13 protein-coding genes are annotated in these 14,927 nt (G+C 61.8%); 5 read left to right on the top strand and 8 right to left on the bottom strand.

Going from position 1 to position 14,927, the window contains the following annotated elements; all coding sequences use genetic code 11:
• Nucleotides 1-239: 239 nt before the first annotated feature.
• The 3 genes from J1G18_RS09400 to J1G18_RS09390 all read left to right on the top strand — a co-directional run bounded on the left by J1G18_RS09400 (nucleotide 240) and on the right by J1G18_RS09390 (nucleotide 4,507).
• Nucleotides 240-1,631, top strand: a complete 1,392-nt coding sequence (locus tag J1G18_RS09400) for a GntP family permease (RefSeq protein WP_027612663.1) — start codon at nucleotides 240-242, stop codon at nucleotides 1,629-1,631.
• Between the two features lie 7 nt (nucleotides 1,632-1,638).
• Nucleotides 1,639-2,412, top strand: a complete 774-nt coding sequence (hbdH, locus tag J1G18_RS09395; RefSeq protein WP_047294787.1) for a 3-hydroxybutyrate dehydrogenase — start codon at nucleotides 1,639-1,641, stop codon at nucleotides 2,410-2,412.
• A gap of 139 nt (nucleotides 2,413-2,551) precedes the next feature.
• Nucleotides 2,552-4,507, top strand: a complete 1,956-nt coding sequence (locus tag J1G18_RS09390; protein ID WP_223007547.1) for an acetoacetate--CoA ligase — start codon at nucleotides 2,552-2,554, stop codon at nucleotides 4,505-4,507.
• A gap of 302 nt (nucleotides 4,508-4,809) precedes the next feature.
• On the opposite strand, the gene J1G18_RS09385 is transcribed toward J1G18_RS09390, so the two are convergent.
• On the bottom strand, nucleotides 4,810-5,922 hold the full coding sequence (locus J1G18_RS09385) for a PilT/PilU family type 4a pilus ATPase (protein ID WP_223007592.1): 1,113 nt from the start codon (nucleotides 5,920-5,922) through the stop codon (nucleotides 4,810-4,812).
• 133 nt (nucleotides 5,923-6,055) lie between these two features.
• On the opposite strand from J1G18_RS09385, the gene J1G18_RS09380 reads away from it, so the two are divergent.
• Both J1G18_RS09380 and J1G18_RS09375 read left to right on the top strand, forming a co-directional pair.
• Nucleotides 6,056-8,605, top strand: a complete 2,550-nt coding sequence (locus J1G18_RS09380; RefSeq protein ID WP_223007546.1) for a PAS domain-containing sensor histidine kinase — start codon at nucleotides 6,056-6,058, stop codon at nucleotides 8,603-8,605.
• Between the two features lie 39 nt (nucleotides 8,606-8,644).
• Entirely contained in the window at nucleotides 8,645-8,920 is a 276-nt protein-coding gene (locus J1G18_RS09375; RefSeq protein WP_003225447.1) for a peptidylprolyl isomerase, read from the top strand.
• A 114-nt stretch (nucleotides 8,921-9,034) separates the two neighbouring features.
• Here the strand turns inward: J1G18_RS09375 and J1G18_RS09370 are convergent, their stop codons facing one another.
• The 7 genes from J1G18_RS09370 to J1G18_RS09340 all read right to left on the bottom strand — a co-directional run bounded on the left by J1G18_RS09370 (nucleotide 9,035) and on the right by J1G18_RS09340 (nucleotide 14,878).
• Entirely contained in the window at nucleotides 9,035-9,967 is a 933-nt protein-coding gene (locus tag J1G18_RS09370; RefSeq protein WP_223007545.1) for a sugar kinase, read from the bottom strand.
• 130 nt (nucleotides 9,968-10,097) lie between these two features.
• On the bottom strand, nucleotides 10,098-11,312 hold the full coding sequence (locus J1G18_RS09365; protein ID WP_223007544.1) for an amino acid deaminase: 1,215 nt from the start codon (nucleotides 11,310-11,312) through the stop codon (nucleotides 10,098-10,100).
• Between the two features lie 43 nt (nucleotides 11,313-11,355).
• The gene (locus J1G18_RS09360; RefSeq protein WP_027612656.1) at nucleotides 11,356-12,120 is read right to left on the bottom strand and encodes an IclR family transcriptional regulator; all 765 of its coding nucleotides are present in this window, start codon (nucleotides 12,118-12,120) and stop codon (nucleotides 11,356-11,358) included.
• Nucleotides 12,121-12,330: 210 nt separating this feature from the next.
• Nucleotides 12,331-12,720 carry a RidA family protein gene (locus J1G18_RS09355; RefSeq protein ID WP_016984340.1) on the bottom strand — a complete coding sequence of 130 codons (390 nt, stop codon included), beginning with the start codon at nucleotides 12,718-12,720 and terminating at the stop codon, nucleotides 12,331-12,333.
• 29 nt (nucleotides 12,721-12,749) lie between these two features.
• Nucleotides 12,750-13,547: an amino acid ABC transporter ATP-binding protein gene (locus tag J1G18_RS09350; protein WP_223007543.1), complete on the bottom strand. Its 798-nt coding sequence runs from the start codon at nucleotides 13,545-13,547 to the stop codon at nucleotides 12,750-12,752.
• Nucleotides 13,544-14,206 carry an amino acid ABC transporter permease gene (locus tag J1G18_RS09345; protein WP_134786515.1) on the bottom strand — a complete coding sequence of 221 codons (663 nt, stop codon included), beginning with the start codon at nucleotides 14,204-14,206 and terminating at the stop codon, nucleotides 13,544-13,546. Before J1G18_RS09345 ends, J1G18_RS09350 begins: the two co-directional genes overlap by 4 nt.
• Before the next feature lie 9 nt (nucleotides 14,207-14,215).
• Nucleotides 14,216-14,878 carry an amino acid ABC transporter permease gene (locus J1G18_RS09340; RefSeq protein ID WP_003225455.1) on the bottom strand — a complete coding sequence of 221 codons (663 nt, stop codon included), beginning with the start codon at nucleotides 14,876-14,878 and terminating at the stop codon, nucleotides 14,216-14,218.
• Nucleotides 14,879-14,927: the final 49 nt, after the last annotated feature.

Here is a 14,927-nt window from a genome sequence, read left to right as displayed (position 1 = left end):
CTTCGCGAGCAAGCCCGCTCCCACAGGGATACGCATTCCAAATGTGGGAGCGGGCTTGCTCGCGAAGGCGTCAGGCCTCTCAATGAAAATCTCTAAAAAGAGACAACCCTTCAACTCTCAACACGCTTAAACCTATAAAACCCTTACATTTCAATGATTTGAATATCTGGCACAGATCTCGCTAAAGCCTCTCCTGCACCCGCTTCACCCACAAAAATAACAATCTTTGGAGACACTCCATGAGTGTGATCATCGCCTTGGCAGCCCTCGCGCTGCTTATGCTCGCCGCCTACCGAGGCTACAGCGTTATCCTCTTCGCCCCGATTGCCGCCCTCGGCGCTGTCCTGCTCACTGACCCTTCCGCCGTCGCCCCTGCCTTCACCGGGGTGTTCATGGAGAAAATGGTCGGTTTCATCAAACTGTATTTCCCGGTGTTCCTGCTCGGTGCCGTGTTCGGCAAGTTGATCGAATTGTCGGGGTTCTCCCGTTCGATCGTGGCCGCAGCGATTCGCTTGCTCGGCACCCGACAGGCGATGCTGGTGATCGTGCTGGTCTGCGCCTTGCTCACTTACGGCGGCGTGTCGTTGTTCGTGGTGGTGTTTGCGGTGTATCCATTTGCCGCGGAAATGTTCCGCCAGAGCAATATCCCCAAGCGGCTGATTCCGGCGACCATCGCCCTCGGCGCGTTCTCCTTCACCATGGACGCCCTGCCCGGCACGCCGCAGATTCAGAACATCATCCCCAGCACCTTTTTCAACACCACCGCGTGGGCCGCGCCGTGGCTGGGGGTGATCGGCACGATTTTCGTGTTCTGCGCCGGCATGTTGTTCCTGCAGCGCCAACGCAACAAGGCCCAGCGTGCTGGCGAAGGTTATGGCACCGAGCTGCGTAACGAGCCGGAAACCGCCGAAGACCTGAAACTGCCGAACCCATGGATCGCCCTGTCGCCGCTGCTGGCGGTGGGCATCATGAACCTGCTGTTCACCCAGTGGATTCCGCAGTGGTACGGCAAGACCCACAGCCTCGCGTTGCCGGGGATGGCCACTCCGGTGACTACGGAAATCGCCAAGCTCACCGCAATCTGGGCGGTGCAGGCGGCATTGCTGATCGGCATCTTGATGGTGTTGGTGTTCGGCTTCAAGGCGATCCGCAGCAAACTCGCCGAAGGCAGCAAAAGCGCGGTCAGCGGCGCACTGCTGGCGGCGATGAACACCGCCTCGGAATACGGTTTCGGTGCGGTAATCGCTTCGTTGCCGGGCTTTCTGGTACTGGCCGACTGGCTCAAGCAAATCCCCAATCCGCTGGTCAACGAAGCGATCACCGTGACCCTGCTGGCAGGTATCACCGGTTCGGCGTCGGGCGGCATGAGCATCGCGCTGGCGGCGATGTCCGAACAATTCATCGCGGCGGCGCACGCGGCGAACATTCCGCTGGAAGTGCTGCACCGCGTGGCCGCGATGGCCAGCGGCGGCATGGACACCCTGCCGCACAACGGCGCGGTGATCACCCTGCTGGCGGTGACTGGCCTGACCCACCGCGAAGCCTATAAAGACATTTTCTGTATTACGCTGATCAAGACCCTTGCGGTCTTCGTAGTGATCGGCACTTTCTACGCCACTGGCATTGTGTGAGGTATTCATGACGACTCTTTCGGGCAAGACCGCACTGGTTACCGGCTCCACCAGCGGCATCGGTCTGGGCATCGCCCTGAGCCTGGCCAAGGCCGGCGCCAACCTGATTCTCAACGGTTTCGGTGATGCGTCGAGCGTGATCGCAGAAGTCGGCCAGTTTGGCGGCAAGGTCGGTCATCATCCGGCGGACGTCAGCGATCCGGCGCAGATTGCCGACATGATCGCTTACGCCGAACGCGAATTCGGCGGCGTCGACATTCTGGTCAACAACGCCGGGATTCAGCACGTGGCGGCCGTGGAGGAGTTTCCGGTGGAGCGCTGGGACTCGATCATCGCGATCAACTTGTCATCGGTGTTCCACAGCACCCGCCTCAGCTTGCCGGGGATGCGCGCCAAGGGCTGGGGGCGGATCGTCAACATTGCCTCGGTGCACGGCCAGGTCGGCTCGACCGGCAAAGCCGCGTATGTTGCGGCCAAGCACGGCGTGATTGGTTTGACCAAAGTGGTCGGCCTCGAAACGGCTACCAGTAACGTCACCTGCAACGCGATCTGTCCGGGCTGGGTATTGACGCCGCTGGTGCAGAAACAGATCGATGATCGTGCCGCCAAAGGCGTCGATCCGCAGCAGGCGCAGCATGATTTGCTGGCGGAGAAGCAGCCGTCGCTGGAGTTCGTCACGCCGCAGCATCTTGGGGAATTGGTGTTGTTTCTATGCAGCGAGGCTGGCAGCCAGGTGCGCGGGGCGGCGTGGAATATTGATGGGGGGTGGTTGGCGCAGTAATGCTGCGTCCCTGTAGGAGCGAGCCTGCTCGCGATAGCGGTGTATCAGCCAACATCAATGTTGAGTGTAATTCCGCTATCGCGAGCAGGCTCACTCCTACAAGTGATGTGTCATGAACAACAAAACAAGAGGCAAACCAATGTCCGACCTCCTCTGGCAACCCGACGCCGAGCGTATCGCCCAATCGCGCATGGATCAGTTCCGCCGCGACATCAATCAGCGCCATGGCCTGGCGCTGAGCAGCTACACCGACCTGCACCGCTGGAGCGTGGAACAGCGCGAAGCGTTCTGGCAGGCGATCGTCGATTTCTTCGACATCCGCTTTCACACCCAACCCGACGCCGTCCTGCGTGAAGGCGCGCAGATGCCCAGTGCCGAATGGTTTCCCGGCGCGACCCTGAACTTTGCCGAACACTTGCTGCGCCGTCGTGACGATGCGGTCGCAGTGATTGCCGTGGCGGAAAACGGTCAGCGCGAACAGCTGACCTGGGCCGAACTGGCCGAGCACGTCGCCGGTTTTCAGGCCAGCCTGCAAGCCGCCGGTGTCGGCCTCGGCGACCGCGTGGCCGCGTGCATGCCCAACACCTGGCAGACCCTGGTGGCGATGCTCGCGACCACCAGCCTCGGGGCGATCTGGTCGTGCTCGTCGCCGGACTTCGGCACCCACGGCGTGATCGACCGTTTCGGCCAGATCGAACCCAAAGTGTTGATCACCTGCGCCGGCTACCGTTACGCCGGCAAAGACATCAACCAGACCAGCAAGATCAACGAAATCCTCGCGCAACTGCCATCGCTGCAGCAGTTGATCATCGTGCCCTACGCTCGCGCGCAGACCCGTACCGAGGATTACCAAACCCACGCCAACGTGACGTTGTGGGACGAGTTCTACCAACCCGGCGGCGAACCGCGGTTTGTCCCGGTGCTGTTCAATCACCCGTTGTACGTGTTGTATTCCAGTGGCACCACCGGCGTACCGAAATGCATCGTGCACAGTACTGGCGGCGTGTTGCTGCAGCATGCCAAGGAACACGGACTGCACGTCGATCTCGGCCCCGGTGACCGGTTGTTCTACTACACCACTTGCGGCTGGATGATGTGGAACTGGCTGGTCTCGGCCCTCGCGGTCGGCAGCGCGGTGGTGCTGTATGACGGCTCGCCGTTTCACCCGGGCCATGAGCGCTTGCTCGACCTGATCGACGACGAGCGCATCAGTGTGTTCGGCACTAGCCCCAAGTTTCTCGCGACACTGGAAAGCAGCGGTTTGAAGCCTGCGCACAGCCATGATCTGAGTAGCCTGAAGACCCTGCTCTGCACCGGCTCCGCGCTGTCGCCGCAGAGTTATGACTTCGTCTACCGCGACTTCAAGCGCGATGTGTGCCTGGCGTCGATGTCCGGCGGCACCGATGTGGTGTCGTGCTTCGTCAACGGTAATCCGCTGTCGGCGGTGCGCCGCGGCGAAATCATGGGCAAGAGCCTGGGCATGGCGGTTGAAGTGTGGAACGACGCCGGCGTTGCCGTGGTCGGCGAAAAAGGCGAACTGGTCTGCACCCGACACTTCCCGGCGATGCCCGTCGGGCTGTGGCATGACCCTGACGGCACAAAACTGCGCAAATCCTATTTCAGCCTGTTCCCCGGTGTCTGGGCCCAGGGCGACTACGCCGAGCAATTGCCCCACGGCGGGATGCTGATCCACGGCCGCTCCGACGCGGTGCTCAACCCCGGCGGCGTGCGCATCGGCACGGCGGAAATCTATCGTCAGGTCGAGAAAGTACCGCAGGTGCTGGACAGCGTGGCGATCGGACAGCAATGGCAGGACGATGTGCGCGTAGTGCTGTTTGTCCGTCTGCAGGACGGAGTGACGCTGGATGACCACCTGCAACAACAGATCCGCCAGGTGATCCGCGCCAACACCACACCGCGCCACGTGCCGGCGAAGATCGTCGCGGTGACCGATATTCCGCGCACCATCAGCGGCAAGGTGGTGGAACTCGCGGTGCGCAATGTGGTGCACGGTGAGCCGGTGAAAAATACCGATGCGTTGGCCAATCCCGAGGCCTTGGAGCAGTTCCGCAATCGCCCGGAATTGTCGGACTGATCCCAATCCCTTGTGGGAGCGGGCTTGCTCGCGAAAGCGGTGTGTCAGTCCCGCTGATATCGACTGATAGATTGCATTCGCGAGCAAGCCCGCTCCCACAGGGGTGAGGTGTTAATCCATCAAGCCCCAATCGCCTGATGTGGTGGGCGCAGGCAGCGGCCGCGCAATCGCCTGGAGCTGTCGGACTGATCCCTCATGCCCTTGTGGGAGCGGGCTTGCTCGCGAAAGCGGTGTGTCAGTCCCGCTGATATCGACTGATGGATTGCATTCGCGAGCAAGCCCGCTCCCACAGGGGTGAGGTGTTAATCCATCAGGCCCCAATCGCCTGATGTTGTGGGCGCGGGCGCCGGCCCCGCCTCGGTGTGCAGTTTCAAACGCAGGCGCAGGTTGTTCTGCGAATCGGCATGCTTGAGCGCTTCGTCTTCGCTGATCACGCCCTCCACCACCATCCCGTACAGCGCCGCGTCGAAGGTCTGCATCCCGACCTCGCCAGACTTTTCCATGATGCCCTTGAGTTCGCCCAATTCGTTGCGGCGGATCAGGTCGGCGATGGTGGGCGTGCCGAGCATCACTTCGACCGCCGCCCGCCGCTGACCGTCCAGCGTACGCACCAGCCGTTGCGAGACGAACGCCTTGAGATTGTTGCCCAGCGCATGCAGCAACTGCGGGCGGCGTTCTTCGGGGAACAGATTGACGATACGGTCCAGCGCCTGATTGGCGTTGTGCGCATGCAGCGTCGACAGCACCAGGTGCCCGGTGTCGGCGAATGTCAGCGCATGCTCCATGGTTTCGCGGTCACGGATTTCGCCGATCAGCACCACATCCGGGGCCTGACGCAGGGTGTTTTTCAGCGCCGCATGGAAACTGCGGGTATCGACGCCGACTTCGCGTTGATTGATGATCGAGCGCTGGTGCCGATGGATATACTCCACCGGGTCTTCGATGGTGATGATGTGCCCGCTGCTGTGGCGGTTGCGGTGATCGATCAGCGCGGCCAGCGAAGTGGACTTGCCGGAGTCGGTGGCGCCAACGAACAGGATCAGCCCCTGTTTGAGCATCACCGTTTCCAGCAATACCGGCGGCAGTTTCAGGTCTTCGAAGCGCGGGATATCGAGTTTGACGTTGCGGATTACGATTGACACATCATTGCGTTGCTTGAAGATGTTCACCCGAAAACGGCCGATGCCTGTACGTGAAATCGCCAGGTTCATTTCCAGATCCCGATCGAACTCGCGCCGTTGCTCGGCGTCCATCAGGGAGTTGGCGATGGTCTCGACCTCGCCGGGCTTGAACGGCCGCTCGCTGAACGGCGTCAGCACGCCATCGATGCGCGCACTGGGTGGCGCTCCCGTGGACAGGAACAGGTCAGAACCGTGCTGGCTCGACAGACGGAGCAACAGTGCATCGATTTCCATGGCAATAAGCACCCGCGAAGCATTCAATGAACAGAAATGACCCGCTGTCGTGACGTAACGGGTCATACAGCGTCTACCGCAAGTGCAAGAATAGTAGATGCCAACGCACTGACCGACGCTCAGGATACATGTGATGAACGCAGCACCCTCCCCCGATGACGCCCAAGCCCTGATCGCCCGTACCGACTGGAGCCGCACGCCGTTGGGCGCTTCTGGCACCTGGCCGCAAAGCCTGCGCACCGCGGTGGACATCGTGATTCACTCACCGATGCCGATGCTGCTGTTGTGGGGGCCGCAGCTCACGCAGATCTACAACAATGGCTTTGCGATGCTCGCCGGGAGCAAGCATCCGCACGCTTTCGGACAGCCCGCGCACCTTATATGGCCAGAACTTCAGGACTTTACCGACCCGATTTATCGAGCCGTCCTACAAGGCCAGGTGCGCACCTACAGCGAGCGGCGATTTACCCTGCAACGCGGAGGCGTAGAGTCCGACTTCTGGCTGGACCTGACCTACAGCCCCATCCGCGATGAAAGCACGCAAGTGGCCGGAATCCTGGTGACGGCCATCGAAACCAACGAACGCCGGCGCATCGCCCTCGAATTGCAACGCCGTTCCGAAGAAAGTCTCAAGGCTCAGCGCGACACTGAAGAACGCCTGCAACTGGCGCTGGCCGCCACCGATGCGGTTGGCACCTGGGATTGGGATATCGGCGAAGACCGCTTCATCGCCGACGCGCATTTCGCCCAGTTGCACGGCATCGACCCGGCACAGGCCGGCCAGTTGCCGATCAGCGACTACCTGCAAGGCGTGCACCCCGAAGACCGCGCGCTGATCGCCCGCAGCATCAAGCATTGCATCACCCACGGCACCGAGTACGCCGAGGAATATCGCCTGCTAAAAGCCGACGGCGAGCTGCGTTGGGTGTTTGCCCGGGGCCGCTGTTACAAGGATCACCACGGGCGACCCGTGCGCTTCCTCGGCGCAGCGCTGGACCTGACCGAGCGCAAGCACACCGAGCAGGCGCTGCGCCAGAGCCAGACGGAATTGCAGCTGATCATCAATGCAATGCCGATCCTCATCAGTTACGTCGACCACGAAGAGCGCTTCCGCCTGAACAATGCGGCGTATCTGGACTGGTACGGCCTCACGCCGCAGGAGCTGTATGGCCGCACCATTCGCGAAGTGATCGGCGAAGAAGCCTACTTCCTGCGCGCGCCGTATATTGCCGAAGCGCTGGCCGGGCGGCCCTGCTCGTTCAGCCTGTATACCCCGCATCGCGACGGCAGCAACCGCCATGCGCTGATGAATTACCTGCCGCGCCACGGCGCCGACGGCTCAGTCAACGGTTTCTATATTTTCGTGATCGACGAATCCGAACGAAAAAAAACCGAAGAAGCCCTGCGCAATCTCAATGAAACCCTGGAGGAACGGGTCAGCGCCCGCACCGAACAACTGGCCCAGGCCAATCAACGTTTGCAGAACGAGATGTTCGAACGTGAGCGCGCCGAAGATGCGTTGCGCCATGCGCAGAAAATGGAAGCGGTCGGCCAGCTCACCGGCGGTATCGCCCACGACTTCAACAACATGCTCACTGGAATCATCGGCAGCCTCGACCTGATGCAGCGCTACATCGCCGACGGCCGCGCCGATGAAATCGGCCGTTTCACCGAAGCGGCGGTTTCGTCGGCCAACCGAGCGGCGGCGCTGACCCATCGGCTGCTGGCGTTCTCGCGCCGGCAGTCGCTGGACCGCAAGACCCTCAACGTCAACGAACTGATTCATTCGCTGGAAGATTTGATCCGCCGCACCAAGGGCGACCCGATCGAACTCACGCTGCGCCTGGCCGACGATGTCTGGCCGATCAGCACCGACGTCAGCCAACTGGAAAATGCCCTGCTCAACCTGGTGATCAACGCCCGCGACGCCATGCCCGATGGCGGCGAGCTGCTGATCGAAACCGCCAACGTCTACCTCGACGGCAACGACATCACCACCCTCGAACCGGTCAAGGCCGGCGATTACCTGATGCTGGCGGTCAGCGACAACGGCACCGGCATGACGCCGTCGGTGCGCGCCAAGGCGTTCGATCCGTTCTTCACCACCAAACCGATCGGCCAGGGCACCGGGCTCGGACTGTCGATGATTTATGGCTTCGCCCAGCAGTCGGGCGGCCATGTCAGCCTCGACAGCCTGCCGAATCAGGGCACCTGTGTGCGCTTGTACTTGCCGCGCCTGAACCTGCTGGAGCCGGAACGGCCTGTCGTGGAAACCCTCGGTGCCGCGCCGACGGCCACTTGCGGGGAAACCGTGGTGGTGGTTGAGGATGACCCGGCGGTGCGCATGCTGGTGCTCGATCTGCTCAAGGAGCTGGGTTACCTCGCCCACGAAGCCGCCGACGCCAGCGCCGCCCTGCCGCTGCTGGAATCGGAGCTGCGTGTGGATCTGCTGGTGACCGACGTTGGTCTACCGGGGATGAATGGCCGGCAACTGGCGGAAATCGCCCGCCAGCATCGTCCGGGCCTGAAAGTGCTGTTCATGACCGGTTATGCGCAGAAAGCCGCCGAGCGTCAGGGCTTTCTGGAGGATGGTATGGACATGGTGGCCAAGCCGTTTTCGATTGAAGTGCTGGCCAACAAGATCCGCGAGATGATCAACCAAACGCCGTCACTTGAGGCATAATCCCGCGCCCCGCCGTCACCCCGTTACAGGTATCGCACGATGAAAGCCCAAGCCCGCCACATTCTGGTGAAAACCGCCGAAGAGGCCGAACAACTCAAGCAACGCATTGCCAAGGGCGAAGCGTTCGATGTGCTGGCGAAGAAATACTCGACCTGCCCGTCCGGCAAACGCGGCGGTGATCTGGGTGAAGTGCGGCCGGGACAGATGGTCGGCGCGATCGATGCGGTGATCTTCAAGAAGCCGCTGCGCACGGTGCATGGGCCGATCAAGAGCAAGTTCGGCTATCACCTGGTGCAGGTGTTTTTCCGCGATTGAGTGTTGGCTTCAGGGCCTCTTCGCGAGCAAGCCCGCTCCCACAGTCTGGAATGCGTACCCTGTGGGAGCGGGCTTGCCCGCGAACCGATTGCGCAGCAAGCGGCCATCCACCGCTTACCTGGGAATCAATGCCCCCGGCACCTGAATCACCCGACTTGCCAGCCAATGCCCCGCCTGCGCCGCCTCGACCGGACTGCCACCCAGCAACCGCCTGGCCAGATACGCCGCGCTGAACGAGTCCCCCGCCGCCGTCGTATCCACCACCTTCTCGACCTGCTGCGCCGGCACTTCGAACGCCTCATCATCGCAGCGAATCAGACACGCCTCGGCGCCACGCTTGAGCACCACTTCCGGCGTGCCGATCTGCGCGTACGCCTCGAACACTGCGTCGCAATCGGCAAAATGGAACAGCGCCTGTTCGTCATCCACGGTCAGCAACGCCAGATCGACATGCGGCAACACGCTGCGATAGGCCGCCCGCGCCTCTTCCTGTGAGGCCCACAAGCGTGGCCGATAATTGTTGTCGAAGACGATCCGCGCATCGCGCTGGCGGGCTTCGATCAGGGTCTGGATCAAGCGTTCGCGGCCCTTCGCACCTAACACTGCGAGGGTGATGCCGCTGAAATACAGCACATCGTAGTCCGGCAGCGCCGCCAGAATCGGCTCCGCCGCCGGGGTGGTGAAGCAATCGCGCACCGCCGCTTCATTGCGCCAGTAGAGGAAACGCCGCTCACCGTTGGCGTCGGTCTGAATGCAGTACAGACCCGGCAAACGACCGGGCAGACGCTGCACCATGTCGAGGCCAATGCCTTCATCGGCCCAGCTCTGGCACATGGCGTCGCTGAAGCTGTCGTCACCGAGCGCGGTGACGTAATCGACCTGGGCCTTGTCGCCGAGAGCGCGGGACAGGTACACCGCGGTGTTCAAGGTATCGCCGCCGAAGCTTTGCTGCAGGCTGCCATCGGCGCGGTGCTGGAGTTCGATCATGCATTCGCCGATCAGGGCGATGCGCGGGGTGTTCGGGCCCAGGGGGCTGAGGCTGGTCATTGGGAGGTGTCTCTGGATAATCATCGGTGTTTGGGCGGCCCTCATCGCGAGCAGGCTCACTCCTACAATTGGAATGCGTTCCCCTGTAGGAGTGAGCCTGCTCGCGATGGGCGCGACTCGGTCTGAAACCTTAGAAGCAGGTCTCCATGCTCTCGACCACGGCCAACTGCTCATCCACCAGCAACCCCACCCGCCACTTGTCGAACGTCAGGCACGGGTGCGAGGTGCCGAAGGAAATGATATCGCCCACCCGCAATTCAACCCCCGGCGCCACGCTCATGAACGCATGCTGGTCCATCACCGCCGTCACCTTGCACGCGCCGACATCGTCGCCCACCGCCGGCAACACACCGGCCTTGTAACGCAGCAACGGCACCGGCAGCCCGGCATCAAACGCCACGTCACGTTTGCCGAGGGCGATCACCGCGAAACCCGGCTCCGGCATCGACTGTACATGCGCCCAGACCTCCAGTGCCGGACGCAGGCCTTCGTGCAGATCGCCGCGACGATCCAGCACGCAGCACTGCGCTTCCTTGTAGATGCCATGGTCATGCGCCACGTAACTGCCAGGGCGCAGCACACTGAGGAAGCGTCCGCTCGCATTCTGCGTTTCGAACGACTCGGCAATCAGGTCGTACCACGCCGAACCCGAGGCGGTGATGATCGGCTTGGCAATGGCAAACGCGCCGCTGTCCTGCAACTGCACCGCCAGACGCACCAGCGACGCGGCGAATTCACGAATGCCGCTGACCGCGTGATCGCCATGGATCACCCCTTCGTAACCCTCGATGCCGGTCAGAGCCAGCGCCGGTTGCGCGTTGATCGCCTGGGCCAGCGCGATGACTTCCTGCTCGCTGCGGCAACCGCAGCGGCCACCGACCACGCCGTACTCGATCATCACATTCAACTTCACTCCGCGCGAGGCGAAGTAGGCGCCGAGATCGGCGACGTTGTCCGGGTGATCGACCATGCAGTAAAAATCGAAATCGGCATCGGCCAGCAGATCGGCAATCAGTGCCATGTTCGGCGTGCCGACCAGTTGGTTGGCCATCAGCACCCGGCGTACACCGTGGGCGTATGCGGCGCGGGTCTGGGTGGCGCTGGCAAGGGTGATGCCCCAGGCGCCGGCGTCGAGCTGACGCTGGAACAGCGCCGGGGTCATGCTGGTCTTGCCGTGGGGCGCAAGCTCGGCACCGCTGTCGCTGACGAACTTCTGCATCCAGCGAATGTTGTGCTCCAGCGCCTCGCGGTGCAGCACCAGCGCTGGCAGGCTGACGTCACGCACAAGGTGCGCGCCAATGGCGGCGTCGCCCTTTTCCACAGCGGTATTGATGGCAGTCGTCATGGTCAAACTCCTCGCATTCAGTCGCGGCCGCAGGCAGCCGCGGTTATTCGTTGATGCGCCGGGCGAGGCTGTTCGCGCTCTCGATCAGCACCCGGCGATAGTCGTCGTAATTGTTCTTCGCATCGGCCCGTGGGGCGACGATGCACAGGGTGCAGATGGCCACGCCGCTGGGGTCTTTGACCGGAGCGGCAAAGCAATGGGTGAAGGTGTCGGCAACGCTGTCGAAGGAGAAGAAGCCGTCGATGCCGGCCTGGCGGATCTCTGCCAGAAAGCGTTCCAGCGGCAGGCGTTCGCCGTCGGGCAGGATGTAATCGTCTTCGTCGATCAGGTCGATGATCTGCTGGTCGCTCAAATGCGCCAGCAGCAAGCGCCCGGACGCAGTCCACGGGATCGGCGCGTTTTCGCCGATGTCGGACGAAATGCGGAAATGCCGCTCGCCTTCCTTCATCAGTGCCACGGTGTATTTGCGCCCGTTGAGCAGGCACATCTGCGCGGTTTCCCGGGTCTGGCTGACGATCTCCTGCAAGGCGTGATCGGCCTCGCGGCTGAGGTCGAAATGGCGCAGATGCGCCTGCCCGAGGAAGTACAGCTGGCGACCGAGATAGACGTGACCGTCCTTGCCCACCGGCTCCAGAATCCGTCGTTCCAGCAGCGACGCCACCAGTTCGTAGACCGTGGATTTCGGGCTGCCGATGCCATTGGCGATGTCGTTCGGACGCAGCGGCTGGCCGATCTCCTTGAGGAAGTCGAGGATATCGAACGCCCGGTCCAGACCACGGGCCCGGCGTTTGATGGTGTCTTCGGTCATGTCAGTGGTTCCCATAAGAAGTGCCGGGATGGTAACTGGCCTGAGGTGTTGTGTCAGTTGGATCGAGGTCCTCACCCCCCGCCCTCTCCCGGAGGTAGAGGGAGCCTGACCGTATCGATGCAAATGTAAGCGTCATACGCGAAATTCGCATCGATACAGATCAGTCCCCTCTCCCTCCGGGAGAGGGTTAGGGTGAGGGGTAGCCATCACTCAAACCTTTTTCTTGTAAGCGATGCAATCGATCTCGACCTTGCAATCAACCATCATGCTCGCCTGCACACAGGCCCGTGCCGGAGCGTGTTCCGGTTTGAAGTACTCGCCGAAGACCTTGTTGAAACTGCTGAAATCCCGCGGATCGTCCAGCCATACGCCAGCCCGCACCACGTCCTCCAGGCCATAACCGGCCTCTTCGAGAATCGCGATCAGGTTTTTCATGGTCTGGTGGGTCTGCTCGACGATGCCGCCAACGATGATCTCGCCATCCACCGCCGGCACCTGGCCGGACACGTGCAGCCAGCCATCCGCTTCAACGGCGCGCGCGAAGGGACGTGGCTGACCGCCAGCGGCGGTGCTGCCGGTGCCGTATCGAGTAATGCTCATGGGTACTTCTCCTGATTACAAAGCAAAAATTAGAACCGCGTGCTCTTGAGAAACTCAGCCAGACGCGGTGATTGCGGGCGTTCGAACAGTTCCTTGGGAGGTCCCTGCTCTTCGATCCGCCCCTGATTCATGAACACGATCTTGTCCGAAACCTCGAAGGCGAAACGCATTTCGTGGGTCACCAGCAACATGGTCATGCCGTCTTCGGCCAGGCCCTTGATCACGTTCAGCACTTCGCCGACCAGCTCCGGATCGAGGGCCGAGGTGACTTCGTCGAACAGCATCAGGCTGGGGTTCATCGCAATCGCCCGGGCAATCGCCACACGCTGTTGCTGACCACCGGACAACTGCCCGGGAAAGTGATTGCGCCGCTCCAGCAGGCCGACCCGCTCCAGCCATTTTTCGGCCAGCACCACGGCTTGGTCCTTGTGCATTTTCTTTACCTTCAGCAGACCGAGGGTGACGTTCTGCAACGCCGTCAGATGCGGGAACAGGTTGAATTGCTGGAAGGCCATGCCGGTCATTGCGCGATGGCGGGCGATGACTTTTTCCGCGTGACGCACGCGTTTGCCACCGACCTCGTCGTAGCCGATGGACTCGCCGTCGAGCAGGATCTGCCCGCCCTGGAACTCTTCGAGCATGTTCACGCAGCGCAGCAAGGTGGTCTTGCCCGAACCGCTGGAGCCGATCAGCGTCACGACGTTGCCACGCTGCATGCTCAGGTCGACGCCCTTGAGCACTTCGACTGCGCCGTACTGCTTGTGCAGGCCACGGATGTCCAGCAGCAGCTGAGCGTTCTGAACGTTGGAAACTTGAGCTTGAGTCATGGCAGGGCCACCCGCTTTTCAATATGCCGGCCGAGTAATTCGATGCCGTAGTTGATGACGAAGAACAGAAAACCGGCGAACAGGTAGAACTCCAGAGTCATGAAGGTCCGGGCGATGATCTGTTGGGTGCTGAGCAGTAGTTCGGCAACGCCGATCACCGAGAGCAAGGTCGAAGCCTTGACGATTTCGGTGGACGAGTTGACCCAGGTCGGCAGGATCTGCCGCAACGCCTGGGGCAACAGCACGTAACCGAGGGATTGATAAAACGTCAGGCCGATCGCCTTGCTCGCTTCCATCTGCCCGCGTGGCAATGCCTGCAAGGCGCCGCGCACGATCTCGGCGACGTGCGAACCGCAAAACAGCGTCAGGCCCAGCGCACCGGCCTGAAACGCGCTGATCTGCCAGCCCAACGCCGGCGCCATGTAGAAGCAGGCCAGCACCAATACAAACACCGGCGTGCCGCGAATAATGTCGACATAAAAGCGGAACGGCGCGCGCATCCAGAACTTGCCGTAAGTCAGCACCAGACCGGTGACAACCCCGAGCAGCGTGCCGAACAGAATCGCCAATGCCGACACCTGCACACTGGTCAGGAAGCCTTGCAGCAACGTCTCGCGTGCCAACCACAATTCATGCAACCAACTGGGAGATTCGTACATCGCAGCCTCCTATCGGCGGATCGCCAGACGCTGCTCGAGGTAACGCAGCAGCATGGCAATGAGGTAACAGGCCGCGACATACAACGCCGTGGTCACCAGCCAGGTTTCGATCACCCGGTAGCTCTCGACGTTGATCTTGCGCGCGTAATAGGTCAGCTCCGGCACCGCAATCGCGGCGGCCAGCGAGGTGTCCTTGAACAGCGAGATAAAGTTGTTCGACAGCGCCGGCAACACGTTGCGCAGCATCACCGGCACGGTGACGTAGGCCTTGACCTGCCACTCACCGAGTCCGATCGCCAGCCCCGCTTCGCGCTGGCCTTTGGGGATGCTCAGCAAGCCGCCACGGAACACTTCGGTCAGATAGGCACCGGCATACAGCGACAGCGTGATGATGAACGAGGGAATCTTGTCCAGCCGGATACCCAGGCTCGGCAAGGCAAAGTAGATCAACAGAATCAACACCAGAATCGGCGTGTTACGCACCACCGTGACGTACACCGAGGCCAGCACCCGCAAGGCGCGATGCTTCGAGAGCAAGGCAAACGCCATCAGCAGGCCGATCACGCAGCCGATGGCGATCGACACCAGCGCCAGTTCAAGGCCCAGACCGAGCCCCGCCAGCAAGGTGTCGAAATCGCGCCACACGGCGGCAAAGTTCAACTGATAGTTCATGGTCAGCAGTACCTTGAGCGGGGCGCGTGCAGGCGCCCCACTCTCACGG

Source organism: Pseudomonas sp. MIS38 (assembly GCF_019891575.1).
GTDB lineage: Bacteria > Pseudomonadota > Gammaproteobacteria > Pseudomonadales > Pseudomonadaceae > Aquipseudomonas > Aquipseudomonas putida_A.
Note: the sequence above shows the minus strand (reverse complement) of the source record. Positions and strands in the feature narration are given on the sequence as shown.

Excerpts from the sequence above, each read along its gene's own strand:
- J1G18_RS09345 (WP_134786515.1), bottom strand. The coding sequence starts at position 14,206 with ATGTACGAATCTCCCAGTTGGTTGCATGAATTGTGGTTGGCACGCGAG.
- hbdH (WP_047294787.1), top strand. The coding sequence starts at position 1,639 with ATGACGACTCTTTCGGGCAAGACCGCACTGGTTACCGGCTCCACCAGC.
- J1G18_RS09400 (WP_027612663.1), top strand. The coding sequence starts at position 240 with ATGAGTGTGATCATCGCCTTGGCAGCCCTCGCGCTGCTTATGCTCGCC.
- J1G18_RS09350 (WP_223007543.1), bottom strand. The coding sequence starts at position 13,547 with ATGACTCAAGCTCAAGTTTCCAACGTTCAGAACGCTCAGCTGCTGCTG.
- J1G18_RS09340 (WP_003225455.1), bottom strand. The coding sequence starts at position 14,878 with ATGAACTATCAGTTGAACTTTGCCGCCGTGTGGCGCGATTTCGACACC.
- J1G18_RS09390 (WP_223007547.1), top strand. The coding sequence starts at position 2,552 with ATGTCCGACCTCCTCTGGCAACCCGACGCCGAGCGTATCGCCCAATCG.
- J1G18_RS09375 (WP_003225447.1), top strand. The coding sequence starts at position 8,645 with ATGAAAGCCCAAGCCCGCCACATTCTGGTGAAAACCGCCGAAGAGGCC.
- J1G18_RS09360 (WP_027612656.1), bottom strand. The coding sequence starts at position 12,120 with ATGACCGAAGACACCATCAAACGCCGGGCCCGTGGTCTGGACCGGGCG.
- J1G18_RS09380 (WP_223007546.1), top strand. The coding sequence starts at position 6,056 with ATGAACGCAGCACCCTCCCCCGATGACGCCCAAGCCCTGATCGCCCGT.
- J1G18_RS09355 (WP_016984340.1), bottom strand. The coding sequence starts at position 12,720 with ATGAGCATTACTCGATACGGCACCGGCAGCACCGCCGCTGGCGGTCAG.
- J1G18_RS09370 (WP_223007545.1), bottom strand. The coding sequence starts at position 9,967 with ATGACCAGCCTCAGCCCCCTGGGCCCGAACACCCCGCGCATCGCCCTG.
- J1G18_RS09385 (WP_223007592.1), bottom strand. The coding sequence starts at position 5,922 with ATGGAAATCGATGCACTGTTGCTCCGTCTGTCGAGCCAGCACGGTTCT.
- J1G18_RS09365 (WP_223007544.1), bottom strand. The coding sequence starts at position 11,312 with ATGACGACTGCCATCAATACCGCTGTGGAAAAGGGCGACGCCGCCATT.